Raw genomic sequence first — 23,717 nt, forward strand, 5'->3', positions numbered from 1 at the left:
CTCCTACTCCATCACCGCATGTTCCGGCCCGGCCGCCTGCTTGCGCAGCGTGGCCCTGGTTGAGCCGATCATCAGCGCCAGCGGGATGGTGCAGAGGATGAAGATCATCACCAGCATATAGTCGTGCGAAAAGGCGATGATCTGCGCCTGCACGCTGACCATGCGGTCGGCCATGGCGCGGCCGGCGTCGGTGGAGAGGTTGATCAGGCCGCGCACGTCGGGCATCTGGAGCGCGTGGTTGAACGGGTTGATATGCTCCGAGAGGATCGCATAGGTCCTGCGCGTGCCCTGCGTCAGCTGCGCGATGACGATGGAGATGCCGACCGAGCTTGCGACGTTGCGCAAGAGCGTCAGCATCGAGGTGCCGTCGGTGCGCAAATGGTTCGGCAGCGTCAGGAACGACACCGTCGAGAGCGGCACGAAGACGAGGCCGAAGCCGAAGCCCTGCATCACGCTGACGATGACGATCTCCGGCACCTGGGTCTGGTCGGTCCAGCCGGTCATCTGGAACAGCGAGGCCGCCGTCAGCGTCAGGCCGCAGATGATCAGGGTGCGCGCCTCGATGTACTTCATGATGCGGCCGACCATCATCATGGCGAAGAAGGTGCCGAAGCCCCGGCTCGCCAAGAGACCGCCGGCGGTCATGATGGGATAGCCGATGACGTTTTGGAGATACGGCGAGGCCAGCGCCATGGTCGAATACAGCACCAGGCCCATCACCGTCATGAAGATGCAGCCAGTGAGGAAGTTGCGGTCTTTGAACAGCGCGAACTGGATGAACGGACGCGAGGTCGTGAAGGAGTGGGCGAAGAAGTAATAGAACGCGACGCCCGAGATGACGAACTCGGTCACGATCTCGACCGATTCGAACCAGTCGAGCTGCTCGCCGCGGTCGAGCGCGAGCTGAAGCGCGCCGATCGCGATCGCCAGCGCGCCGAAGCCGAACCAGTCGAATTTGAGGCCGAGGTCCTTCTTGGTCTCATCCATGAAGACCATCAGTCCGAACACGGTGATTGCACCGAACGGCAGATTGACGAAGAACACCCAGTGCCAGGAATAGGTTTCGGTCAACCAGGCACCGAGCGACGGGCCCATGATCGGCCCCATCATCACGCCCATGCCCCAGATCGACATCGCCTTGGCGCGTTCCTGGAGCGTGTAATAGTCGAGCATGACCGACTGCGACAGCGGCACCAGTGCGGCGCCAAACACGCCCTGCAGCAGGCGGAACAGCACCATCTGGTTGATGTCCTGTGCAAGGCCGCAGAGCACGGAAGCAAAGGTGAAGCCAGCAGCGCAGATGATGAAGATGCGCTTGCGGCCGAAGCGGTTGGAGATCCAGCCCACCGGTGCCGTCATGATCGCGGCGGCGACGATGTAGGAGGTCAACACCCAGTTGATCTGGTCCTGCGAGGCCGACAGCGTGCCCTGCATGTAGGGCAGGGCGACGTTGGCAATGGTGGTGTCCAGCGCCTGCATGATGGTCGCCGTCATGGCGCAGATCGTCACCATGTTCCGGCGCAGGCCGGGGACCATCAGGGCGGGATTGGACTCCGCCATCGGATCAGTCCTTGTCCTGGTCTTTATCTTGGCTTGCGGTCGCCGACAGGCCGAGCAGGCCGGCGAGCGAGCGCTGATGACCGGTGTCGATGGTGGCATAGACGCTCATGCCGGCCTTCAGCTTCTTCACGTATTTGTCGCTCTCGTCGAAATAGATCCTGACAGGCACGCGCTGCACCACCTTGACGAAATTGCCGGTGGCGTTCTGCGGCGGCAGGATCGCGAATTGCGCGCCGGTGCCGGGCGACAGCGAGCCGATCTTGCCCTTGAAGACGTGGTTCGGGAACGCGTCGACCTCGAGCGTGACGGGCTGTCCCTCGGTGACGTAGGTGAGGTCGCTCTCCTTCGGGTTGGCATCGACCCAGGGATGGGCGATGTCGACGATGGAGAACACCGCCGTTCCGGCGGCGACATAGCGGCCAAGCTGGATCTGCTCGACCTGGGTCGCGATGCCGTCCATCGGCGCGCGCAGCACGGTGTGATCGAGATTGCGCTGGGCGTCGTCGAGCTTGGCCTTGGCCTGGACGTAAGGCGGGAATTCCTCCAGCGGCAGTTTGGGATTGCCGAGCAATTGCGTCTTGGCGTTGGAGAGCTGCTGCTTGATGAATTGCGCCTGCGCGCCTGCGGTGACCATCGCGTTCGAGGCGTTGTCGAGGTCGAGCTGCGAGCCAAAGCTGTTCTTCACCAGCGCCTGCTTGCGCTCGACGTCGCGCTGCTTCAGGTCGACGCCCTGCTGGGCGAGATCGAGCATGTCGCCGTAGATCTTGATGTTGGCGATGAGATTGTCATAGGTCGTCTGCGCCTGGGCGACTTGCGCCTTGGCTTCTTCCGCTGCGAGGCGGAACGGCACGGGATCGATCTCGAACAGCTCGTCGCCCTTCTTGACCGACTGTCCCTCCTTCACGACGACCTTCTGGATCTTGCCGGAGATGTCGGGCGTCACCAGCACTTTCTGGGCGCCGACATAGGCGTCGTCGGTGCCGACGTAGCGGCCGCCATTGAGATAGAAGGTCAGGCCGGCGATGACGGCCACGATCGGCAGCACCACCATCAGCAGGAAGCGGCGATGGCGGCGCAAGCCCGCGACGAAGCGGCGGCGCGAGTCGGTGCCGGCCTTCTTGGTCGGCTTGCCGCTGTCGATCTTTTGCTCCGGCTGGAATTTGAGAACCTGATCAGCCATAGCGCTGCTCCTTACGTGCTTGTTCCGCGCCAGAGGTCTGAATCGCAGTTCGCACGTTTTCTTTGATGGTTTCGAGTTGGGTGAGGAGGCGGTGGGCGTCCGCCGGGCTGATGCCGTCGAGCGCGTTCGCCGTGAGCTCCGATTTCAGGCCGCTCATCTTGCCGAGCAGTGCACGGCCGGCCTTCTTGAGATAGAGGCGCTTGACGCGGCGGTCGCTGGCGTCGCTGCGGCGCTCGATCCAGTCGCTGTCGCAGAGCTTGTCGATCAGCCGCGTCAGCGTGATCGGCTGCATCTCCAGCAGCTCGGCGAGTTCCGACTGCTTCATGCCCTCGCTACGCTCGACCTTGGCCAAGACAGCCCATTGCGCGCGGGTGATGCCGAAGCGCGAGGCCTCCTTGTCGGCATAGACGCGCAACAGCCGGTACAGCTCGCCGAGCGTGAACAGGAAATTCTGGTCGACAGACGACCCGCGGGTCATGAGCTTGGTCTCCAATAAGCTTGGATATAATAAGCAAGCTTATGATTATTTCATGGCGGGTTAACGCGGTGCTGTCCCGCAGCAAAAGCATGGCTGACCGCCGCTGCGCCGGTCGTGCTTTGGGTTCCCCGGCCGAAATGCTAGAAGCGGGCCGAATGACCCTCGCAAAGCCCACCTTTCCGACGCCCGACCATGATCACGGACGCTGCACCGCGGATGCGCTGGCGCATGCGGAAGCGGTTTGCGAGCAGCGCGCGCAGAAATTCACGCCGATCCGCCGCCAGGTGCTGGGGGCCTTGCTCTCCAGCCATCGCCCGCTCGGCGCCTATGAAGTGATCGACGAGCTCGCCAAATCGATGCCGCGGCCGGCGCCGATCACGGTCTACCGCGCTCTCGATTTCCTGATGGCGAACGGCCTCGTGCACCGCATCGAGAGCCGCAACGCCTATCTCGCCTGCGCCGCGCACGATCATGACGCGACCTCGGCGGTGGCGTTCCTGATCTGCGAGCGCTGCGGTCTGGTCGGCGAGATCCCGTCAGGGTCGTTCGCCAGGGAGCTCAACGCCGCGGCGCGCGCGTCAGGCTTTGCACCAAAACTGTCTGTGGTGGAGATCGCGGGCGTCTGCACCCATTGTCAGAAAACGTCCTAAAGCAACAACGGCGCAAAGCCGGATTCCAGGAAGACATGTCCTCACCTCAAGCCATCCCGTCCGCCGGCCGCCCTCTCAGTGCCGGCGCCATCGCCCTGATGCTGATGCTGTGCCTGACCTGGGGCTTCAACCAGATCGCGGTGAAGCTCGTCATCCCCGACATCCCGCCGATGTTGCAGGCGACCATCCGCTCGATGGGGGCGCTGCCGGTGCTGTTCATCATCGGCAGCTTGCGCGGGGTAAGGTTCTTCGAGCGCGACGGCACGCTCGCGGCAGGTCTGTTTGCCGGCTTGATGTTCGGCGTCGAATTCGTGCTGATCTATGAAGGTCTGCGCTTCACGCCAGCTTCGCGCGCGGTCGTGTTCCTCTACACCGCGCCGTTCTTTGTCGCGCTCGGTTCGTATCAGGTGCTGGGGGAGCGGCTGATGGGCTCGCAATGGTTGGGGCTGGCCTTGAGCTTTGCCGGCGTCGCGCTCGCGATCGGCGTGCCGCAGCCGGATGTCGACGCCAAAGTGCTGCTCGGCGATCTCATGATCGTCGGCGGTGGCGCGCTTTGGGCCGCGACCACGCTGGTCGCCAAGGCGACGCGGCTGCGCTTTGCCCCGCCGGAGAAGGCGCTCGGCTACCAGGTCGCGATGTCGATCCCGATTCTCGGGCTCGCCGCCTATCTGTTCGGGGAGACCATCCCCCACACCCCAAGCCCGCTCTCGATCGGACTGATGGTGTTCCAGGCGGTCTGGGTGGTGGGAACCACGTTCACGCTTTGGTTCGCGCTGGTGAAGACCTATTCGGCCAGCAAATTGTCGGCTTTTACCTTCATCACCCCTTTGTTTGGCGTGGTGGGTAGCTATTTCATCATGCACGACACCCTGAGTCTGGCCTTTGGGGCGGCAGCCGTCCTTGTAATCGCTGGACTTTTCCTGGTTAACCGTCCCAGCCAATCCGCTGCGGCGCCAGCTGATGCATTGCTGAATGTCACCAAAACCTGATATTTGGACCCCATGAACAAGCTCGAAAACCCCCTCGATTCCGACCTCGCGGGCCCCGCGCCCCGGCACAAGACCACCCAGGTGAAGGTGGGCAACGTCGCCGTCGGCGGCGGCGCGCCGATCGTCGTGCAGTCGATGACCAACACCGACACCGCCGACATCGACGGCACCATCGCCCAGGTCGCAGCGCTCGCGCGCGCCGGCTCCGAAATGGTCCGCATCACCGTGGACCGCGAGGAGGCCGCTGCCGCCGTCCCGCACATCCGCGATGGTCTCGCCAAGCGCGGCATCACCACGCCGCTGATCGGCGACTTCCATTATATCGGCCACAAGCTGCTCGCGGCCTATCCGGCCTGCGCCGAGGCGCTGGCGAAGTATCGCATCAATCCCGGCAATGTCGGCTTCAAGGACAAGCGCGACACGCAGTTCGCCGACATCATCGAGATCGCGAACAAGAACAACAAGCCGGTCCGCATCGGCGCCAATTGGGGCTCGCTCGACCAGGAGCTCTTGACCAAGCTGATGGACGAGAACGCCGCCTCCGCCAATCCGCGCGACGTGCGCGCGGTGACGCGCGAGGCGATGGTGCAGTCGGCGCTGCTCTCGGCCGCGCGCGCCGAAGAGCTCGGCATGCCCAAGGATCGCATCATCCTCTCCGCCAAGGTTTCGGCGGTGCAGGACCTGATCGCGGTCTATCAGGATCTCGCCAGCCGGTCCGACTACGCCATCCATCTCGGTCTGACCGAAGCCGGCATGGGCTCGAAGGGCATCGTGGCGTCCTCGGCCGCGCTCGGCATCCTCTTGCAGCAGGGCATCGGCGACACCATCCGCATCTCGCTGACGCCGGAGCCCGGCGGCGACCGCACCCGCGAGGTGCAGGTGGGCCAGGAACTGCTCCAGACCATGGGCTTCCGCACCTTCGTGCCGCTGGTCGCCGCGTGCCCCGGCTGCGGCCGCACCACCTCGACCACGTTCCAGGAGCTGGCACGCTCGATCCAGGACTTCATCCGCGACGAGATGCCGAGCTGGAAGAGCAAATATCCCGGCGTCGAGGAGCTCAACGTCGCGGTGATGGGTTGCATCGTCAACGGCCCCGGCGAATCCAAGCACGCCAATATCGGCATCTCCTTGCCCGGCACCGGCGAAGCCCCGGCCGCGCCGGTCTTCGTCGACGGCAAGAAGTTCCGCACGCTGCGCGGTCCGACCATCTCCGCCGACTTCAAGGCGCTGGTGATCGACTATATCGACCAGCGCTACGGCCAGGGCGCCAAGGCGCCGGCGGCGGAGTGATTCCACTCCGCTAGATGTGACCCGCGTTTAGCCCGGATTGCGCTTCGCTCCATCCGGGCTACGATGCCTCCCAATCAACAATGATTGGGAGCAACACCCATGAGCTCACTCGCCGGCAAGCAAGGTCCGCGTTACCGCCACACGGCTGACGACGGCGCGCCGTACGAGACCATCGCGGTCGAAAAGCTCACCCCCATCATCGGTGCGGAAATCTCCGGCGTCGATATCGGCAAGCTGGTCGAAGGCGACAGCGGCTCCAACCAGCAGATGGACGAGATTCATCGCGCGCTTGCCGAAAACCTCGTCATCTTTTTCCGCGACCAGGCCATCACGCCGAAACAGCATCTCGCCTTCGGCCGCAAGTTCGGCGAGCTGCATTTTCATCCCGCAGCCCCACACGAGGATGAAGACCCGGCGCTGATGAAGATCTACGCCGACAAGAACTCGCCCCGCGCCAACGGCGAGGGCTGGCACTCCGACGTGTCCTGCGACCTCGAGCCGCCGATGGGCTCGATCCTCTACATCAAGCAGTGCCCGCCGCGCGGCGGCGACACGCTGTTCGCCAACATGTATGCCGCCTATGAAGCCCTGTCCGATCGCATGAAGGCCTATCTCGACGGCCTCACCGCGCTGCATGACGGCGAGCCGATCTATCGCGGCCTTTACGCGAACTACGGCGTCGCCGATCGCCCGTCCTATCCGAACGCCGAGCATCCGGTGGTGCGCACGCATCCGGTGACGGGCAGGAAGGCGCTTTACGTCAATCGCGGCTTCACCAGGCACATCAACGGCATTCCGCGCGACGAGAGCGATGCGATGCTCGCCTATCTCTACCAGCACGCCGAGAACCCGCTATTCCAGTGCCGCTTCCGCTGGACCGAGAACGCCATCGCCTTCTGGGACAATCGCTGCACCCAGCATCGCGCCATGTGGGACTACTGGCCGCATACGCGCTCGGGCACGCGCGTGACGGTGAAGGGGGAGCGGCCGGTGTGAAAATCTCATGGCGCATCACCGCCGCTATTGCTGTTGCGCTGATCCCGCTTGTGGCCGTGCCGGCTGACCATGGCGAGGCGGCCGCGCGAGCGAAGATCAAGCCTGCAACGCCCGAGACATGCGATCCCCGCAAATTCCGGATCGTCCTCGATGTCGGGCACACCTCCGAATCGCAAGGCGCGACCAGCGCGCGCAATGACGTGGAGTTCGGCTTCAACCTGTATCTGACGCGGCTGATCGGAGAGCGCTTGAAGTCGGCCGGTTTCGCTGCAACCCGCGTGCTCGTGACCGACGGCAAGGCGCGTGCCAGCCTGCTCAAGCGCGTCGGCACGGCGAACGACGCGCATGCGGATTTTTTCCTGTCGGTCCACCACGATTCCGTGCCGGACAAGATGCTCGAGGAATGGGAATTCGACGGCGCCAAGAGCTATTTCAGCGACCGTTTCAGCGGCCATTCGCTGTTCGTGTCGGAGCGCAACCCGCATTTCTCCGCCAGCCTCGCCTTCGCCAAGCTGCTGGGACGGGAGTTGAAGGAGAAAGGCCTGCAATACGCCACCCAATACACCCTGCCGCTGATGGGGCATTACCGGCATCCGTTGCTCGACAAGGATGTCGGCGTCTATCGCTATGACGGGCTCGTCGTGCTGTCGCAGACCCGAAGCGCCGCGGTCTTGCTGGAGGCCGGTTCCATCATCAACCGCGACGAGGAGATGGCGATGAACTCGCCGGAGCGACGGGAGCTGATTGCAGCGGCCGTGACGAGGGCGATGCGGTCGTATTGCGAGAAGCGGTAGCGCGCGGGAATCTACAGCGGCGCGCCCCGATATTCCCGGTTCGCCAAGCTTGCCTCTTCCAGATCCAGATCGCGCTCGATCCTGCGCCGCGTCTCGTCGGTGATCTGCCCGTCGCGCAAGAGATCATGGATGAATTTGCGCTCGGCTTCGATCAGGTCGCGCGTGAGCGCTGTGCCGGCGGCGGAGACGTCGTGATGGGCGGGATCGAGCGAGTCAGGCAGCTGGTTGACGCGGATCTCGTGGCGGGCGCGCAACAGCCGCATCACCTCGTCCGACACCTCTTTCTCCTCGGTCAATGCATCCAGCGATTTCAGCGCGGCGTCGAGCGCCTGGCGCCGCGCCGAGATCTCGGCCTCGTGCTCGGCGACATGCTCGACGCGGCCGGCTTCGGCGATGCCGAGCCAGCGCACCACCGGCGGCAGCGTCAGGCCGACGCCGATCAGCGTGATGAAGATGACGCCGAAGGCGACGAACAGGATCAGGTCGCGATAGGGGAAGGCCTCGCCGCCGGGCAGCGTGAATGGCAGCGCCAGCGCGGCGGCCAGCGACACCGCGCCGCGCACGCCGGTGAAGGCGAGCGCGAACGGCCATTGCCAGGGCGGCGACGGGTCGCGCGTGCGCAGCGACTTGCTCAGCATCCGCGGCAGATAGGTCGCGGGGTAGAGCCAGGCAAAGCGCGCCAGAACGATGATGGCCATGACCACCGCGGTCGCGATCATGATGTCGTCGAGCGGGAACGCCTTCGACTTTTCATAGAGCGCGCGCATCTGGAAGCCGGTGAGCAGGAACAGCAGGCCCTCGATCAGGTAGATGATGAGGTCCCAGAAGAAGATGCCCTGCAGGCGCGTCGACGCCGAAATCAGCAACGGTCCGTTCCAACTGACATAAAGGCCGCAGGCCACGGTGGCGATCACGCCGGAGCCGCCGACATGCTCCGGCAGCCAATAGGAGACGTAAGGCGTGATCAGCGACAGCGTCAGCTCGACCCGCGGCTCGCACGACCATTTGCGGAACCGTAGCGAAAGCCAGCCGACGCCGATGCCGAAGGCAATCTCGCCGGCAACAATCAGGACGAATTCGCCCGCCGCCATCGGCAGCGAGAATTGCCCGACCATGATCGCGGCGAGCGCGAAGCGGTACAGGATCAGCGCGGTGGCGTCGTTGGCGAGCCCCTCGCCCTCGAGGATGACAAGCAGCCGGCGCGGCATGTTGAGGCGCCGGGCGATCGCGAGCGGCGCCACCACGTCGGGCGGCGCAACGATGGCGCCCAGCAGGAAGCCGATGCTCCAGGGCAGGCCGATCACGTAATGGGTGGCGGCTGCAACAAGCGCCGCAGTGAAGATCACCGCCCCGACCGCGAGCAGCACGATCGGTCGCAGATTGGTCCTGAACTCGCGCCAGCTCATCGCCACGCTCGCCGAGTAGATCAGCGGCGGCAGCACCATCAGCAGCACCAGTTCCGGCGGCAGTTCCACCGGCGGCATGCCCGGCACGAAAGCAAGCCCGACGCCCGACAGCATCAACAGGATGGCAGGCGCCAGGTTGAAGCGCCGTGCCACCAGCGCGGTGCCGGCCAGCACCGCGAGCAGGATGAGAAAGGTCTGGAATTTCGCTGCGATCATGACCTGTCTTGGCCGGAAGCGGCCAGCAGGTCAATGCAGGGTGGTCTACGCTAGTCGTTCGGCCACTCTGCGCCCGATGCTGGCGAACACCGCCTCGAGCTGGGCCGCATTTGGTGTGCCGCCCTGGGTGTAGGCCGCGATCAGGATCGGCGCATCGCCTTTCGGCCAGGCGACGGCGATATCGCCCGATGCGTCCTTGCCATTGTTGCCGGTCTTGTCGCCGATCTTCCAGGCTGCCGGCAGGCCGCCCCGCAGGCGGTTCGCGCCGGTCTTGCAACCGACCAGCCACTCGGTGAGCTGGGCGCGTGAAGCGGGCGACAGTGCCTCGCCCGTGACCAGCCGTTTGAGATTGCCCGCCATCGCCGCCGGCGTCGTGGTGTCCCTGACATCGCCGGGCGGGGAGCGGTTGAGCTCGGGTTCGTTGTGGTCGAGCCGCGAGGTGGTGTCGCCGATCGAGCGCCAGAAAGCCGTGAGCGCGGCTGGTCCGCCGATGCGCGCGAGCAGCAGATTGGCGCAGGTGTTGTCGCTGAGCTCGACGGCCGCCTTGCACATGTCGGCGACCGACATCGCGCCGGCCGAGAGATTCTGTTTTGCGACCGGCGCGTAGTCCAGGAGATCGGCCTTGCCGTAAGGGATCACGGTGGCGAGCTTCTCCTCGCCGCGATCGACCCGCGCCAGCACGCAGGCGGCGAGCGAGGCCTTGAATGTCGAGCACATCACGAAGCGCTCGTCTGCCCGCCAGGCGAGCTTGGCGCCGGTCGCGAGGTTCTCCGCATAGACCCCGATCTTTCCGCCGCTCTCGCGCTCATAGGATTCGAGTTCAGGCGGTGCGTCGGCGGCAAAGGCGGGCGCAGCGGCCATCCAGCACAGCGAGGCGAGCAGGGAACGGCGATCGAGAAGCATGGGGGACTTTCGGGGCAGGTGGGGAGAGGAGCGACTTAGCGTATGTGCTATCCGCGCCGTCATTGCGAGCGTAGCGAAGCAATCCAGAGCGTCTCCGTGGAGGGATTCTGGATTGCTTCGCTACGCTCGCAATGACGTGTGGCGAGAGTTGGGCTCGTAATGACGGCGGCTTCTATCCGACGGCCGGCGAACGCCTCACTCCTTCAGATCATACCTGTACGATTTCGATACGATCTGCCAGCCGTCGGCGAGCTTCATCGCCACCAGATAGTCCGTGAAGAACCGTGGCGGCAGCTGGCATTTGACCTTGATGAAGGCGGTCTTGTCGTCCGAGCGGTCGATGGTGATGATGAAGTCCTCGCGCGGCTTGCCTTCCGCCTTGGCGGAGGGGCGCTTGCGCACCCAGGCGAGCCAGTCAGGCACGGTCAGGATCTTCAGCTCGCCCTTTTCCACCCAGCGCAGATCGGCTGAGGGGTGGAAGACATCGCCGAGCTTGTCGGCATCCCCCTCGTAAAGCGCGTCGAAATAGGATTGCACGACTGTTTCGACGCTCGACCGATTTGGGCTCATGGGTCATCCCCTTGAATGATGGTTGGGCACGAATTTAGTCGTACACGTCAAATTGCGCTATGGCTGTCTTCTGCCATTTGCACGAGGGCGCCATCGTGACGGGATCGCAATATCGGAACGCTCGGATCCTTGCTGGCGAATGCTATTGCCGCGCGGTGCGCTACGAGGTGGCGGATGCGTTCTCCTACGCGCTGATTTGTCACTGCTCGAACTGCCGCCGCACCACCGGTTCCGCCTTCAAGCCGTTCGCCGGCATCGAATACGGCCAGCTCCGCCTGGTCAGGGGCGAGGACATCAAGGTCATCTACGGCGACGACACCACCCATGACGCGCACTGTGCCCGCTGCGGCTCGTTGCTTTATTCTCGCGTCCGCGAAGGAAAATGGGCCCATGTCGCCATGGGAACCCTGGTCGATACCCCCTCGATCCGTCCGAGTGCCCATATTTTCGTGGGCTCCAAGGCGCCGTGGCACGAGATCACGGACAATCTGCCGCAGTATCGGGGGCACGTCGGCGATGGCTAAAGGGTTTTCGAGCGAAGTGGATACCGGCTTATGCGGATATGGCGGCGAACCGCCAACGCACTGGCGCGACTAACGAAAGGGGCGCCTCGGCCGGTTGCTCGCGCCGGCTTGGTGACCTCCATCACAAGCGCAGGCGGCGGATCTTGCTAAGTCTGTCTCGGGGGTGTGAGCTACCCCGAATTTTTTGGAAGTGGTGTCATGCGCAATTTGTTCAGGCTTTGCCCATTGCTCCTTGCCGCCGTGCTGCTGTTCGGCGCCGATCCTGCCTTTGCCGGAAAGCGTGTCGCGCTGGTGCTGGCCAACTCGGCCTATCAGAACGCGCCCTCGCTCGCCAATCCCGTCAACGACGGTGCGGTGATGGCCAAGACGCTGAAGGATGCCGGCTTCGATGTCGTCGATTCCCGCCACGACCTGACCGCGCTCGATACGCGGCGCGTGCTGCGCGACTTCGCCGATGCGACCCGCAATGCCGACATCGCCGTGGTCTACTATGCCGGCCATGGCATCGAGGTCGACGGCTCCAACTATCTGATTCCTGTCGATGCCAAGCTTGAGCGCGACACCGACGTCTATGACGAGGCGCTGTCGCTCGATCGCGTGCTGGTCGCGGTCGAGCCGGCGAAGCAGCTTCGTTTGGTGATCCTCGATGCCTGCCGCGACAATCCGTTTGGCAAGACCATGAAGCGCACCCTGGCCTCGCGCGGCATCGGCCGAGGTCTGGCCCAGGTCGAGCCGGCCAGCACCAACACGCTGATCGCCTATTCGGCCAAGGCCGGCTTCACCGCACAGGATGGCGACGGTGCCAACAGCCCCTTCACCATCGCCTTGTCGAAGCATCTGACGACGCCGGGCCTCGACGTCCGCCGCGCCTTCGGCTTCGTGCGCGACGATGTGCTCAAGGCGACCGGCAACAAGCAGGAGCCGTTCGTCTACGGCTCGCTCGGCGGCGAGGACGTGCCGCTGGTGCCGGTCAAGGCCGCGCCGGCAGCCGCATCCGCGCCCGCGATCAATCCGCAGGCCGACATGCGCCGCGACTATGAGCTTGCGCTCCAGGTCGGTAACAAGCCGGCATGGGAGGCCTTCCTGGCCCAGCACCCGGACGGCTTCTACGCGAACCTTGCCAAGCTTCAGATCGACAAGATCCAGGCCGAGCAGGTTCATGCTGCCGCAATCGAGAAGGCGAAGCAGGCCGAGGCCGAGCGTGACCGTCTCGCCGCGATTGGTGCGCAGACGGACGCGCAAGCCAAGGCGGCGGCTGACGCGAAGGCGGCCGAGCAGGCCCAGCTCGTTGCGCAGAAGGCGAAGGAGCAGGCGCAGCAGCAGGCCGCGGCCGCCGAGCAGCAGCGTGTCAATCTCGCCGCTGCGACGCCGGGCGCTGCGCCGGCCAGCACCGCAAGCCCTGCCGGGACCAATGTCGCTTCGCTGACGCCTGCCGATCTCAGCCGCTCGGTGCAGACCGAGCTCGGCCGCGTCGGCTGTTTCTCCGGACAGGCTGACGGCGTCTGGAATCCGTCCTCGCAGCGGTCGCTGTCGCAGTTCAACCGCTATGCCGGCACCAAGCTCGACGTGAAGGTGGCGAGCACCGATGCGCTCGATACGGTTAAGTCAAAGCAGTCGCGCGTCTGCCCGCTGGTCTGCGATCACGGCTTCAAGGCCGATGGCGAGAAATGCACCAAGATCGTCTGCGACGATGGCTATGTGCTGAATGACGACAATCAATGCGAGAAGCAGCGCGTCGCCAAGCCGGGCAAACCTGCAACTGACAAGCCTGCAACCGCCAAGCGCGACGACAGCGATGATCGTCCCGCACGGCAGCGTCGTCAGTCCGGCGGTGCCGGCGGCGTCGCTGCGGCTGGCGCCGGTCGCGCTACGGGCGGTGGCGGTCAGATCTTTTGCAACGATCTGCTCTGCCGTCCGGTCAGGCCCGGCTGCCATCTCGTCTATCGCGGCGGCGGCGGCCCTCACAATGATGCCAATGCCGAGGTCTGTAACTGATCTGCCGCAAGACGTTCGTGACGGCTAAAGCGCGATGCGATTGGGATGAATCGATGCGCGCCAAGAACTCGAGTCACCTCTCCCGCAGGGAGAGGTCGGATCGCATCGTAAGATGCGATCCGGGTGAGGGGTTACAGTCTCACTGTGCGCCGCGGCCCCTCACCCGGATTGCACAGGCGCGCAATTGCGCGCCTGTGCAATCCGACCTCTCCCCGTTGGGGAGAGGTGAAACACGGGACCGCCGACCAAACCTAATTTCATCGCGCTTTAGTTCGCGATCGCGCTCGCTGCGATGTTCACCGTCAGCGCCAGCAGGGCCGTGTTGTAGATGAAAGACACGATGCCATGCGCCGTGGCGGTGCGCCGGATGGTCTTGTCGGTGATGCCGACGTCGGAGACCTGCGCAGTCATGCCGATCACGAACGAGAAATAGACGAAGTCCCAATAGTCGGCGTGGTCTTCCTTGTCGCCGCTCGGAAACTGCAATCCGCCCACCGGAGCGCGATAATAGTCATGCGCGTAGTGCAGCGCGAAGGTGGTGTGTACGGCCGCCCAGGACAGCACAATCGTGGTGATTGCGATGGTCAGCTCTGTGGCGCCGCGATGGACGCCGAGCTCGGCGACGATCGCAGCGATGCTCGCGAACGCGCCGATCGCCGTCACCAGCAGGATGACGAAGCGGCCGTCGTCCTGCATCGCGGCGCCGCGGCGGATGTGCTGGTGGTCGTTGCACAGCATCATCGTGTAGACCAGCACGAGATAGACCGCGATCAGCGCATCCCAGCCGAACAGCAGCCGCGTCACCAGCCGGTACGAACCGGGAATGAGCAGGCAGACGAGGACGCCGACGGCAAGCGAGATGAAGGTCCGCGGTCGCGCGTAGATCAGCCGCATCGGCCGCGACATCTGGCGGAAGCGGGCGAGGACGGGATCTTCTTTGTCAGTGGCCATGATCGGTGATGGCTCTCTCGCTACCGCCGCAGCGGCGGTCTGCTCCCTCGCCCCGCTTGCGGGGAGAGGCGAAGATCGTCAGTTCTTCCGCTCGGCGACGAAGTGCGCGGCGGCTTGCAGCACGGTGGCGCGGTCGCCGAAGATCGAGATGGCGCTGTCGGCGCGGGCCAGCAGATCGCGCACGCGCTGCTTGGCGCCGTCGATGCCGAGCTGGGTCACGAAGGTGGTCTTGCCGAGCGCGGCATCGGCGCCGGCCGGCTTGCCGAGCGCGGCCGCATCGCCTTCGACGTCGAGCAGATCGTCGGCGATCTGGAAGGCTTCACCGAGTGCGCGGCCGTAATCGTCGAGCGCCTGATATTCCTGCACCGAAGCCTGGCCGAGCAGCGCGCCGGCGATGCAGCCATAGCGGAGCAGCGCGCCGGTCTTCATCTGCTGAATACGGGCGACGTCGATCGGCTCGTTGCCGCCAAAGCGGCCTTCGCCGGCGAGGTCGAGAATCTGGCCGCCGACCATGCCGCCGATGCCCGCGCAACGCGCCAGCGCGCGCGTCAGCAGCAGTCGCACATTGGCGTCGCGATGCACCTCGTCGCGGGTGATGATGTCGAAGGCGATCGTCAGCAAGCCGTCGCCGGCGAGGATCGCGGTCGCGTCATCGGTCTGCTTGTGCAGGGTGGGCCGGCCGCGGCGCAGGTCCGAATTGTCCATCGCCGGCAGATCGTCATGGATCAGCGAATAGCAATGGATGCATTCCAGAGCTGCGCCGACGAGCAGAGCCGCCTCGCGGGGAACGCCGAACACGGCCGCACTTTCGACCACCAGGAACGGCCGCAGGCGCTTGCCGCCGTTGAGGCTCGAATAGCGCATGGCGTCCATCAGCCGCTTGGGGCGGGCGATCTCATCGTGCAGGATGTCGTCCGACAGCAAACGCCCGAGCAAGGCTTCGGTGTCATCAGCGGTCTTGTCCAGACGCTTGGCGAAATCGGACGGGGACGTGCCGGTCATCAAGAAAGGCTCCAGAACTAAAAATTCGGCGGACAATCCTTTATGCGCCCGTTCCAGTCAATCGTTTGGAAGGCCTAAAAAGTGCTGGAAAAGGCCCGAATTATCACAGACTTAATGCCGGGATCCGTGACCGCGTTTCATTTCCCGCCGGAAAGGCCGAATTGCGCATCGTCAAAATCCTGCTGGTAGCGCTCGCGATCGTGGCTCTCGCGCCCTATGTGGTCGCGCCGTTCTACCGCAGCGGTCACCCGGTTTCGACGCTGATGGCCTGGCGCTCGCTGACGGGCGCGCCGATGCATCGCGAATGGATCGATCTGGCCGAGATGTCGCCTTACCTGCCGCGCTCGGTGGTGGCGGCCGAGGATGCCCATTTCTGCAAGCATCACGGCATCGATTGGGGCGCGCTGCGCGAGGCGATCAACGATGCGCAGGAGGACGGCACCGCCTTCCGCGGCGCCTCCACGATCACCCAGCAGGTGGCGAAAAACCTGTTCCTCTGGCAGGGGCGGGATTTCGTCCGCAAGGCGCTGGAGTTTCCGCTGGCGCTCTGGATCGATTTCGTCCTGCCCAAGCACCGGATCCTGGAAATTTACCTGAACATCGCCGAGCTCGGGCCCCAGGGCCAGTTCGGGGCGGAGACCGGCAGCGCCTATGCTTTCGGCAAGTCGGCCGCAAACCTCTCCCCCCGGGAGGCGGCCCTTCTGGCCTCGATCCTGCCGAATCCGGTCAAACGCAGCGCCAGGGCCCCGGGGCCGGGCGTCAGGCGGCTGGCCGGGACCTATGTGGCCAGGGCGCAGGCGTCGTCGCTTTTGACCTGCTGGCGGGAAAATCGCTGATTTCGGGCCCTTTTCGGGCGTATTTTCCGCTCCTGAACCCTAGCTTTACGGCCAGCCTTCCTCTATAAGCCCGGCCTTGATCGGCATTCAGCTCGCCTCGTATTGCGGGTGCTGAGCCGTCCCCTCGCGGACGATGCCCGGATGAACACCAATCCCTAGAGGATATTGAAATGGCCGTTCCGAGACGTAAAACTTCGCCGTCGCGCCGTGGCATGCGCCGCTCGGCAGACGCCATCAAGAAGCCGACCTATGTGGAAGACAAGGACTCCGGTGAGCTCCGTCGTCCGCACCATCTCGACCTCAAGACCGGCATGTACAAGGGCCGTCAGGTCCTGAAGAAGAAAGAGTCCTAAGGACTCTTCTCAGGCAGGGTTATCCTCAATCAGGATGACGTGACCCGCCTGATTTCGGCCGAACCATGAGATATGACAGTGACGGCGGCGGAGCGGATGCTTCGCCGCCGCGTTGTCCTGCCCGGACATCTTGATCGAGAAGGCGCATTGCCGATGGTCGGTTTCCCGCTGCTTCTGATTCCGCTTGCGGTCTACAACATCATCGCCTTCCTGATGCCCAGCGTGTCCTTCTCGGACGTGCTGTTCAAGGTGCCGATGATCACGGGCGTGGCCTGGCCGGTCACGCTGTCCGATCTGCTGCTGGCGCTCGGCGTGCTGCTGCTGCTACTCGAAGTGGTCAAGGGCGCGCGGCCCGGCGCGAAATTCCTCATGGATCATCTGCTGTCGCTGATCATCTTCGGCGCCGCCGCGGCCGAATTCGTGATGTGGCCGAAATTCGGCAACTCGACCTTTTTTCTTCTGGTGCTGCTTTCGATGGCCGATTTCCTCGGCGGTATCGCGCAACGCACACGCCGCCGCATTGCCTATGTTGCCACGGAGACGGTGACAGTGCCGCGCAAGGCCAAGCGTCAGGCCGAGGCGCCGCCGCCAGCGTCAACGTTCGAGCCGAAGCTCGATCCCGCGCCGGCACCGCGGCCTGAGCCACCCGCACCCTCGGCGCAATCGGTGGCCGAATCCGTCTTGATGGATCATCCCGCGCCGAAGCCGGTGATCGCGCCGTCGCCGGAAATTCCCTCACCGCATTTGCAGCCGGGCAACGGCACGCCGTCCTCGCCCGAAGAACCGCGCTGAGCGGCGCTACGCCACCTGACGCGTTCGTGAGCTGACGCTGGGAAGCAGGAGCTTGCTGCCATAGGCCGTGCGGGCGTCCTCGGACGAACCGCGGCGCAGCCGGCTTGCTTGGGGCAGGTGCTCGGCATTGGCGATCAGCTGGGTGACAAAACTCGGATCGGGGCGCGTCAGCGGCACCTTGCGGACGAGCTGTAAAACCGGCGTGAGCGGGACCAGCGCGGTACTCGCTTCCCGCGTTGTTTCTTCGATCTGATCCCAATTCACCATCGCAACACCGCTGATCCGGTTGAACTGGCCCGTTTTGGGACGCAGGCGCCGGTGCATATGATGGTCTCGCAAGGGCTATGCCGGCCGAGCCTATTCCGTTCCGTTGGCGTCGGAAACGTGGTTTCCAAATTGTTTATGAACTTTGCCTAGGGTCGGAGACGAATCTGGCCGTATCCTGTGCCGGCTCAGGACTCCCCGCTGTCCCGAAACGAGGCGCTTTTGACCCCCGCATTGCCGCAAGCCTCCGAAATCCTCGCCGCCCTCGGCCAGGCCGTGTTCGTCTGGGATCTCGCCAGCGACGCGATCGTCTGGGGTGAGCAGGTCGGCGCCATCTTCCCCGGCATTCCCGCCGAGCGGCTTGCGACCGGCGCCGAGTTCGCCAAGCTGATCGAGCCTGCGCAAGGCTTGCGGACCGCCGCGCTGGCGCAAACGTCCGCCGTGCACGGCGCCGACGGCACGCCCTACCGGGTCGAATATGGCGTGCGCATGAGCGCTTCCGATCCGGTGGTCTGGATCGAGGAGACCGGCCGCTGGTTCGCCGGCGCCGACGGTCGCCCGACGCGCGCGATCGGCTCCGTCCGTATCAACAACGAGCGGCATGCCCGCGACGAGGAATTGGCGAGGCTTGCCCGGCTCGATCCACTGACGGGCGAGCTCAACCGTTCGCATCTGATCGCGGCGCTGGCCGAAGCAATCGAGGAGACGAGCCGTTTCCGCTCGACCGCAGCCTTCATGCTGGTCGGAATCGATCATCTTGCCCGCGTCAATGACGCCTTCGGCTTCGATGTGGCCGATGCCGTGATCCTCGATGTCGCCAGGCGGATCCGCACGCGCCTGCGCGGCGGCGACGTGCTCGGCCGCTTCTCGGGCAACAAGTTCGGCCTGATCCTGAAGAACTGCACCGTCGACGACATGAACGTCGCCGCCGAGCGCTTCCTCGTCGGCGTCCGCGACGAGGTGGTGCCGACCAAGTCCGGCCCGGTCTCGGTCACCGTCTCGATCGGCGCCGTCAGCCTGCCGCGCTATGCCCGCAACACCGACGAGGCGATCAATCGCGCCCATGAGACGCTCGACGCCGCCAAGCGTCGCCGCGCCGGTGCGTTCGCAGCCTGGCGCCCGGATGCGACCCGCGATGCGCAGCGCCGCGTCAACATCCGTGTCACCGATGAGATCGTCACCGCGCTGAACGAGCGCCGCATCAAGCTCGCTTACGAGCCGGTCGTGTCGGCCGCCACGCGCGAGGGCGCATTCCACGAATGCCTGGTGCGGATGGACCAGGGCGACGGCCAGGTGCTGCTCGCACCCGACATCGTGCCGGTCGCCGAGCGGCTCGGCCTGATCCGCCTGGTCGACCACCGCGTGCTCGAGCTCGTGGTCGCCGAGCTTGCGGCCGCGCCCGATGTCAGGCTCAGCCTGAACATCTCGCCCGATACCACGATGGATCCCGACTGGTGGGCCGGAATCGAATCGCTGATGCGCGCCCATCCCGGCGTTGCCGAGCGGCTGATCGTGGAGATCACCGAGACGGTCGCGATCCAGGATATCGACGACGTCCGCGCCTTCGTCAGCCGGCTCAAGAATTTCGGCAGTCGCATCGCCATCGACGATTTCGGCGCCGGCTACACGTCGTTCAGAAACTTGCGCAAGCTCGGCGTGGATATCGTGAAGATCGATGGCGCCTTCGTGCAGAACATCATCCACTCCGCAGACGACCCCGCCTTCGTGCAGACCCTGATCGACCTCGCCCGCCGCCTCGACATCAAGACCGTCGCCGAATGGGTGCAGGACGAGGAGGCCGCCGCCATGTTGCGCGACTGGGGTTGCGACTACATCCAGGGCCGCCTGATCGGCCTCGCCTCAGCCGACCGTCCCTGGAGCGCGCCGCCGGACAGCGCGCTGCCCGCGGCCAGCTGAGGTCTCGCAGGGTCGGCAAAGGCGCCCTTGCGCCGTGCCCACGATCTCAGAGATTTTCTCCTGTGAAATCGACGCCCGTTCTACTGTGCATGGGGTTGTTTTCGCGAAGGTTCGCGAGGGAGGGGGCTCACGCCACGCGGCGAACCGCGTTCAGCGTCTCGATGGTCAGCGCCACCTCGGCCGCCGGGCACGGCTTGCCGAAATAATAGCCCTGCACCGCGGTGCAGCCGCATTCGCGGACGAAGTCGAGCTGTTCGATGGTCTCGACACCTTCCGCCGTGGTCTCGACACCGAGCACGGAGCCGAGGCTCGCGATGGTGCGGACGATCGCGACGCTCTCCGGGCTTTCGCCGAGCGTGCCCACGAAGGAGCGGTCGATCTTGATGCGGTCGAATGGAAACTTGCGCAAATAGCTGAGCGAGGAATAGCCGACACCGAAATCATCCAGGCTGACGCGTACGCCGAGCGCGCGGAGCTGGTGCAGCATCTCGATCGTGGCTTCGCTGTCGTCGAGCAGCGCCGTCTCGGTGACCTCGAGCTCCAGTCGCTGCGGCGGCAGGCCGGCTTCCGCAAGCGCGCTCGTCACCATCGACACCAATCCGCGCGAGTGGAATTGCACGGGGGAGAGGTTCACCGCGACCGTGACGTCAGGCCATGAGGCGGCTGTGGCGCAGGCGGTGCGCAGCACCCATTCGCCGATCGGAACGATCAGGCCGTTCTCCTCGGCGATCGGAATGAACTCAGCCGGCGAGATGAAGCCGCGCGAGGGATGTTTCCAGCGCAGCAGCGCCTCGAAGCCGGTGAGCTCGGTGGTATCGAGCCGCACCTGCGGCTGGAACACCAGGTGGAATTGGTTGCCCTCCAGCGCGCCGCGCAGATCGTGCTCGAGCGCGTGCCGGCTGCGCGCCTCTTCCTCCATCCGGGGTTCGAACAGCTGAAAGGCGCCGCGCCCCTTGGCCTTGGCCTGGTACAGCGCGAGATCGGCGCATTTCATCAGCTCGTCGGCATCGAGGCCGTGATCGGGCGCAATCGCGATGCCGACGGAGGCGCCGACATGGATCGACTGGCTTTCCAGTGGCGGCGGGTGGCCGATGATCTCGACCAGACGCCGTGCCAGCCGCTCCGCCGATTGCGGCTGCGGCCCGCGCTGGAGTACGGCGAACTCGTCGCCGCCGAGGCGGGCGACGGTGTCGTGCTCGCCGACATTCTCCTTCAGCCGCGCCGCGACCCAGCGCAGCAGCCGGTCGCCGGCGGCGTGGCCAAGCCGGTCGTTGACGGTCTTGAAATTGTCGAGGTCGAAGCACAGCACCGCCATGGACCCGCCGGCGATCGCGACCTGGTTCAGCCCTTCGCCCATCTTCTCGCGGAACAGCGTGCGGTTCGGCAGATCCGTCAGGGAGTCGTGCCGTGCCATGTGCGCGACGCGCGCCTGGGCCTTGTGGCGCTCGGTGACGTCCTCATAGGTGACGACCCAGCCACCGTGCTCCATCCGCTTGTGGTTGAGCTTGATGATGCGGCCGTCGCTCAGATGGCGGTGCAGCGTGTGCTCGCCCTCGCGCAGCCGCTCGACATAGTCGGCGTAGAGCTTGGCGGCGGTCGTGTTCGGATGGATGCCGAGATCGCAGCTGTGCTCCATGATCTCGCGCATCGAGATGCCCGGCTTCACGATGTCGGGCGACAGGCCGTACATCTCGATATAGCGGCGGTTGCAGACGATCACGTGCAGGCTCGCATCGAGCATGCACAGGCCCTGGCTCATGTTGTTCAGCGCGGCGTCGAAGCGACGATATTGCTCGCTGAGTTCCTCGACCGCGTGTTCGCGCTCGGTGATGTCCTCATAGGTGGCGACGAAGCCGCCCTCGGGCAACGCGCAATAGCGCACCGAGATGATCGTGTCGTTGGTCATGCGCCGGCGCATCGGCGAGGAATCGTTGTTTTCGATCCGGGCGCGCGCGGCCTCCAGGATCTGCTGCGGGCTGTATTCGGATGCGAAGGCGCCGTTCGCGATCGACCGTTCGATCAGCTCGGAGAGATGCGTGCCCGGCTTGCTCTCCTCCGGCGACAACCGGTAGATCTTCTGATAGGTGGAGTTGCAGACGCGCAGGCGCATGTCGCTGTCGTAGAATGCGAGCCCATGCGCCATGTTCTCGAGCGCGGCATCGAGCATGAGGTTTTGCTGTTTCAGCATCTCCTCATATTGCAGCCGCTCGTTAACATCCTCATGCAGCGTCACCCAACCGCCGTCGGGCATGAACCGCGACACGGCCTGTATCTTCCGGCCGTCGTGGCGCGTGACCAAGACGGTCTTTGGGTTGCGGGTCAGGACATCGTTGATCCGTGCATCGCGGAATTCGTCTCCCGACATGCCCGTTCGGTTTCCGCGCGCGAGCCAAAGGTCGATCGCCTCGGTGTGCGTGATACCTGGTTTCAGGACGTTGGGGTCGAGGTCGTAGAGTTGCAGGAAACGTTCGTTGCAGACGACGAGGCGGCTATCGGCGTCAAACATGATGAGGCCGTGAGACATGTTCGCGAGCGCGTGCTCGCTGCGCTCGGTCTGAAGGCGCAACTCGGCTTCGAGGCGGGCGAGGCGGCTGACATCGTCGCAGATCGTCATCCAGCCGCCGCCGGGGAGCGGCTTCAGTTCGAGCGTGATGACAAGGCCGCTTGCCAGCGTCTGCCGGGTCTGGAACGGCTCGCCAGCCGCGATCAAGGCGATCCGCGAAGCATAGAGCGCGTCGAGCTCATCCGCCGGGATATTGCCGCGCGCCACGCTGTGGGCGAGGACATCGCGGTAACTCGTTCCGAGCCGGACGATGTCGGGCGACATGTCGAACAGCTCGATATACCGGCGATTGACCAGCAAGATCCGGTTGTCGGCATCGTAGACGCAGACGCCCTGTTCCATGCCGTCGAGCGCAAGCTGGCTCAGCGACAGCAGGCCCTGTTGGCCTTGCTCGCGGCGTGCACCGAGCTCGTTGTCGCGGGTCGAAATCATGGGATCAGCGGGATCTCGGTGGCAATAGACTTAACGCAACGTAATTCAGCCTCTGACCGTAACGAAGAGGCGGGAAAATTCCCTTAAGCGCCGTAGTTTACGGAGGGTGACTACTGATGCAGAGAGTGAGGATCTCAGACCGCACGACAAATCGTGGTGTCGCAAGCGCGTAGTGCGCCTACGGCCCGTACAGCACGAGTTCCGTATCGGTGAGATCGGCCAGCCGCGGGCGATGCGGGCCCTTGAAATATTTGCGGCCACGGCGCTCGGTATAAATACCGACGAGGCCGGGGATGGGCTCGTTGGAATCGACGATCACCGAGACCTTGCCGAGCCGCAGCAGCAGCCGGCCGATGCGGCCGGCGCAGGCTGCGTATTCGGCGGCGCTGCGGCAATAGATCAGCTGCATCACCGGCGGTGCGATGAAACCGCGGCGGATGCGCACCGGTTGCAGGATGAATGGGAACACGCCCTTCGGCGTGCGGCAGACCAGGCTGAGGCAATTGTAGCGCGCATGCCGTGTCAACAGCTCGGTCTCGGTTTCGGAGAGCCCCTCGATCGCCTTGGTATGCTGGGAGATGACCTCGATCTTGCTCCAGCGCGGCGCGCGCGACAGTGCGGGCACCGAGATGAAGATGCCGCGGCAATAGGCGCGAAAGCCCTGCGTCTCGACGATCGGCCAGGTCCACGGCGCCGGGCTGATGTTGAGATAGGTGACGTGCTTGTGCCGCTGCGCGATCTTCGTCAGCAGCGGCGCGTAATTGCGATAGGCCGGCTCGACATACCAGCTCGACAGGTTGCAATGGATGGCGGTCTCATCGCCATCCTTGCGCGCGGTGTAGATCAGCAGCAGCACGCCGACCGGTTCGCCGTCATTGTCGAGCATGTAGCCGAAGCGCGGATAGCCGTCCGGCACCGGCCGGAAGGCCTGCCGGCGCAGGCCCTGGATCCAGTAATTGCGCGAGCGGCCGACGAAGCCGCGCGTCAGCAAATCCGCGATGCCTTCGACATCGGACTCGGTGATTTCGCGACATCGGACCTTGGTATGGATCACGC

At 64.7% G+C, this 23,717-nt stretch carries 22 protein-coding genes; 11 read left to right on the forward strand and 11 right to left on the reverse strand.

What is annotated here, in order from left to right; translation table 11 throughout:
• Nucleotides 1–3: 3 nt before the first annotated feature.
• The 3 genes from XI06_RS39205 to XI06_RS39215 are packed head-to-tail and all read right to left on the reverse strand — an operon-like array spanning nucleotide 4 to nucleotide 3,218.
• Nucleotides 4–1,560, reverse strand: coding sequence for an MDR family MFS transporter (locus XI06_RS39205; protein WP_271607761.1), 1,557 nt, complete (start codon nucleotides 1,558–1,560; stop codon nucleotides 4–6).
• A gap of 4 nt (nucleotides 1,561–1,564) precedes the next feature.
• Nucleotides 1,565–2,740 (reverse strand): HlyD family secretion protein, encoded by a 1,176-nt coding sequence (locus XI06_RS39210; protein ID WP_271607762.1) that lies wholly within the window; start codon nucleotides 2,738–2,740, stop codon nucleotides 1,565–1,567.
• Complete coding sequence (locus XI06_RS39215; RefSeq protein ID WP_237860402.1) at nucleotides 2,733–3,218, reverse strand: MarR family winged helix-turn-helix transcriptional regulator; 486 nt, start codon at nucleotides 3,216–3,218, stop codon at nucleotides 2,733–2,735. Before XI06_RS39215 ends, XI06_RS39210 begins: the two co-directional genes overlap by 8 nt.
• Before the next feature lie 155 nt (nucleotides 3,219–3,373).
• Between XI06_RS39215 and XI06_RS39220 the strand changes: the two genes are divergently transcribed.
• From XI06_RS39220 to XI06_RS39240, 5 genes are all read left to right on the forward strand, one after another.
• Nucleotides 3,374–3,868, forward strand: coding sequence for a Fur family transcriptional regulator (locus tag XI06_RS39220; protein ID WP_237871709.1), 495 nt, complete (start codon nucleotides 3,374–3,376; stop codon nucleotides 3,866–3,868).
• Nucleotides 3,869–3,903: 35 nt separating this feature from the next.
• Nucleotides 3,904–4,857: a DMT family transporter gene (locus XI06_RS39225; RefSeq protein WP_237871707.1), complete on the forward strand. Its 954-nt coding sequence runs from the start codon at nucleotides 3,904–3,906 to the stop codon at nucleotides 4,855–4,857.
• A 12-nt stretch (nucleotides 4,858–4,869) separates the two neighbouring features.
• Nucleotides 4,870–6,147 (forward strand): flavodoxin-dependent (E)-4-hydroxy-3-methylbut-2-enyl-diphosphate synthase, encoded by a 1,278-nt coding sequence (gene ispG, locus XI06_RS39230; protein WP_237860397.1) that lies wholly within the window; start codon nucleotides 4,870–4,872, stop codon nucleotides 6,145–6,147.
• 99 nt (nucleotides 6,148–6,246) lie between these two features.
• Nucleotides 6,247–7,143, forward strand: coding sequence for a TauD/TfdA dioxygenase family protein (locus XI06_RS39235; RefSeq protein ID WP_271607763.1), 897 nt, complete (start codon nucleotides 6,247–6,249; stop codon nucleotides 7,141–7,143).
• Nucleotides 7,140–7,937 (forward strand): N-acetylmuramoyl-L-alanine amidase family protein, encoded by a 798-nt coding sequence (locus tag XI06_RS39240; protein WP_271607764.1) that lies wholly within the window; start codon nucleotides 7,140–7,142, stop codon nucleotides 7,935–7,937. The genes XI06_RS39235 and XI06_RS39240 overlap by 4 nt, the downstream gene beginning before the upstream one ends.
• An 11-nt stretch (nucleotides 7,938–7,948) precedes the next feature.
• Here XI06_RS39240 and XI06_RS39245 read toward each other — a convergent pair whose 3' ends face one another.
• From XI06_RS39245 to XI06_RS39255, 3 genes are all read right to left on the reverse strand, one after another.
• Entirely contained in the window at nucleotides 7,949–9,559 is a 1,611-nt protein-coding gene (locus XI06_RS39245; RefSeq protein ID WP_271607765.1) for a Na+/H+ antiporter, read from the reverse strand.
• 45 nt (nucleotides 9,560–9,604) lie between these two features.
• Nucleotides 9,605–10,462: a class A beta-lactamase gene (gene bla, locus XI06_RS39250; protein WP_237860388.1), complete on the reverse strand. Its 858-nt coding sequence runs from the start codon at nucleotides 10,460–10,462 to the stop codon at nucleotides 9,605–9,607.
• 195 nt (nucleotides 10,463–10,657) lie between these two features.
• Nucleotides 10,658–11,032: a nuclear transport factor 2 family protein gene (locus tag XI06_RS39255; RefSeq protein WP_237860387.1), complete on the reverse strand. Its 375-nt coding sequence runs from the start codon at nucleotides 11,030–11,032 to the stop codon at nucleotides 10,658–10,660.
• Between the two features lie 95 nt (nucleotides 11,033–11,127).
• Here XI06_RS39255 and XI06_RS39260 point away from each other — a divergent pair, with 95 nt between their 5' ends.
• Nucleotides 11,128–11,556 (forward strand): GFA family protein, encoded by a 429-nt coding sequence (locus tag XI06_RS39260; RefSeq protein WP_271607822.1) that lies wholly within the window; start codon nucleotides 11,128–11,130, stop codon nucleotides 11,554–11,556.
• A gap of 198 nt (nucleotides 11,557–11,754) precedes the next feature.
• Nucleotides 11,755–13,551, forward strand: coding sequence for a caspase family protein (locus tag XI06_RS39265; protein WP_271607766.1), 1,797 nt, complete (start codon nucleotides 11,755–11,757; stop codon nucleotides 13,549–13,551).
• Nucleotides 13,552–13,818: 267 nt separating this feature from the next.
• On the opposite strand, the gene XI06_RS39270 is transcribed toward XI06_RS39265, so the two are convergent.
• On the reverse strand, nucleotides 13,819–14,502 hold the full coding sequence (locus XI06_RS39270) for a DUF1345 domain-containing protein (RefSeq protein WP_237860384.1): 684 nt from the start codon (nucleotides 14,500–14,502) through the stop codon (nucleotides 13,819–13,821).
• A gap of 78 nt (nucleotides 14,503–14,580) precedes the next feature.
• Nucleotides 14,581–15,504, reverse strand: a complete 924-nt coding sequence (locus XI06_RS39275; protein ID WP_237860382.1) for a polyprenyl synthetase family protein — start codon at nucleotides 15,502–15,504, stop codon at nucleotides 14,581–14,583.
• 161 nt (nucleotides 15,505–15,665) lie between these two features.
• Here XI06_RS39275 and mtgA point away from each other — a divergent pair, with 161 nt between their 5' ends.
• From mtgA to XI06_RS39290, 3 genes are all read left to right on the forward strand, one after another.
• Nucleotides 15,666–16,340: a monofunctional biosynthetic peptidoglycan transglycosylase gene (gene mtgA / locus XI06_RS39280; protein ID WP_237891824.1), complete on the forward strand. Its 675-nt coding sequence runs from the start codon at nucleotides 15,666–15,668 to the stop codon at nucleotides 16,338–16,340.
• Between the two features lie 170 nt (nucleotides 16,341–16,510).
• Nucleotides 16,511–16,693 (forward strand): 50S ribosomal protein L32, encoded by a 183-nt coding sequence (gene rpmF / locus XI06_RS39285; protein WP_007598106.1) that lies wholly within the window; start codon nucleotides 16,511–16,513, stop codon nucleotides 16,691–16,693.
• Between the two features lie 153 nt (nucleotides 16,694–16,846).
• Nucleotides 16,847–17,485, forward strand: coding sequence for a hypothetical protein (locus XI06_RS39290; RefSeq protein ID WP_237861302.1), 639 nt, complete (start codon nucleotides 16,847–16,849; stop codon nucleotides 17,483–17,485).
• Between the two features lie 6 nt (nucleotides 17,486–17,491).
• Here XI06_RS39290 and XI06_RS39295 read toward each other — a convergent pair whose 3' ends face one another.
• On the reverse strand, nucleotides 17,492–17,752 hold the full coding sequence (locus XI06_RS39295) for a hypothetical protein (RefSeq protein WP_237891825.1): 261 nt from the start codon (nucleotides 17,750–17,752) through the stop codon (nucleotides 17,492–17,494).
• 219 nt (nucleotides 17,753–17,971) lie between these two features.
• Here XI06_RS39295 and XI06_RS39300 point away from each other — a divergent pair, with 219 nt between their 5' ends.
• A complete protein-coding gene (locus XI06_RS39300; RefSeq protein WP_271607767.1) occupies nucleotides 17,972–19,666 on the forward strand; it encodes a bifunctional diguanylate cyclase/phosphodiesterase in 1,695 nt (564 codons plus the stop codon).
• A gap of 127 nt (nucleotides 19,667–19,793) precedes the next feature.
• On the opposite strand, the gene XI06_RS39305 is transcribed toward XI06_RS39300, so the two are convergent.
• Both XI06_RS39305 and XI06_RS39310 read right to left on the reverse strand, forming a co-directional pair.
• On the reverse strand, nucleotides 19,794–22,661 hold the full coding sequence (locus XI06_RS39305; RefSeq protein ID WP_237860377.1) for a PAS-domain containing protein: 2,868 nt from the start codon (nucleotides 22,659–22,661) through the stop codon (nucleotides 19,794–19,796).
• Between the two features lie 178 nt (nucleotides 22,662–22,839).
• Entirely contained in the window at nucleotides 22,840–23,715 is an 876-nt protein-coding gene (locus tag XI06_RS39310; protein ID WP_237860375.1) for an acyl-CoA acyltransferase, read from the reverse strand.
• Nucleotides 23,716–23,717: the final 2 nt, after the last annotated feature.

The organism is Bradyrhizobium sp. CCBAU 11434, assembly GCF_028128895.1.
GTDB lineage: Bacteria > Pseudomonadota > Alphaproteobacteria > Rhizobiales > Xanthobacteraceae > Bradyrhizobium > Bradyrhizobium zhengyangense.

Bases quoted from the DNA above. Each gene is read 5' to 3' on its own strand.
- XI06_RS39205 (WP_271607761.1), bottom strand. From the start codon at position 1,560: ATGGCGGAGTCCAATCCCGCCCTGATGGTCCCCGGCCTGCGCCGGAAC.
- XI06_RS39210 (WP_271607762.1), bottom strand. From the start codon at position 2,740: ATGGCTGATCAGGTTCTCAAATTCCAGCCGGAGCAAAAGATCGACAGC.
- XI06_RS39215 (WP_237860402.1), bottom strand. From the start codon at position 3,218: ATGACCCGCGGGTCGTCTGTCGACCAGAATTTCCTGTTCACGCTCGGC.
- XI06_RS39220 (WP_237871709.1), top strand. From the start codon at position 3,374: ATGACCCTCGCAAAGCCCACCTTTCCGACGCCCGACCATGATCACGGA.
- XI06_RS39225 (WP_237871707.1), top strand. From the start codon at position 3,904: ATGTCCTCACCTCAAGCCATCCCGTCCGCCGGCCGCCCTCTCAGTGCC.
- ispG (WP_237860397.1), top strand. From the start codon at position 4,870: ATGAACAAGCTCGAAAACCCCCTCGATTCCGACCTCGCGGGCCCCGCG.
- XI06_RS39235 (WP_271607763.1), top strand. From the start codon at position 6,247: ATGAGCTCACTCGCCGGCAAGCAAGGTCCGCGTTACCGCCACACGGCT.
- XI06_RS39245 (WP_271607765.1), bottom strand. From the start codon at position 9,559: ATGATCGCAGCGAAATTCCAGACCTTTCTCATCCTGCTCGCGGTGCTG.
- bla (WP_237860388.1), bottom strand. From the start codon at position 10,462: ATGCTTCTCGATCGCCGTTCCCTGCTCGCCTCGCTGTGCTGGATGGCC.
- XI06_RS39255 (WP_237860387.1), bottom strand. From the start codon at position 11,032: ATGAGCCCAAATCGGTCGAGCGTCGAAACAGTCGTGCAATCCTATTTC.
- XI06_RS39265 (WP_271607766.1), top strand. From the start codon at position 11,755: ATGCGCAATTTGTTCAGGCTTTGCCCATTGCTCCTTGCCGCCGTGCTG.
- XI06_RS39270 (WP_237860384.1), bottom strand. From the start codon at position 14,502: ATGGCCACTGACAAAGAAGATCCCGTCCTCGCCCGCTTCCGCCAGATG.
- XI06_RS39275 (WP_237860382.1), bottom strand. From the start codon at position 15,504: ATGACCGGCACGTCCCCGTCCGATTTCGCCAAGCGTCTGGACAAGACC.
- rpmF (WP_007598106.1), top strand. From the start codon at position 16,511: ATGGCCGTTCCGAGACGTAAAACTTCGCCGTCGCGCCGTGGCATGCGC.
- XI06_RS39290 (WP_237861302.1), top strand. From the start codon at position 16,847: ATGGTCGGTTTCCCGCTGCTTCTGATTCCGCTTGCGGTCTACAACATC.
- XI06_RS39295 (WP_237891825.1), bottom strand. From the start codon at position 17,752: ATGGTGAATTGGGATCAGATCGAAGAAACAACGCGGGAAGCGAGTACC.
- XI06_RS39305 (WP_237860377.1), bottom strand. From the start codon at position 22,661: ATGATTTCGACCCGCGACAACGAGCTCGGTGCACGCCGCGAGCAAGGC.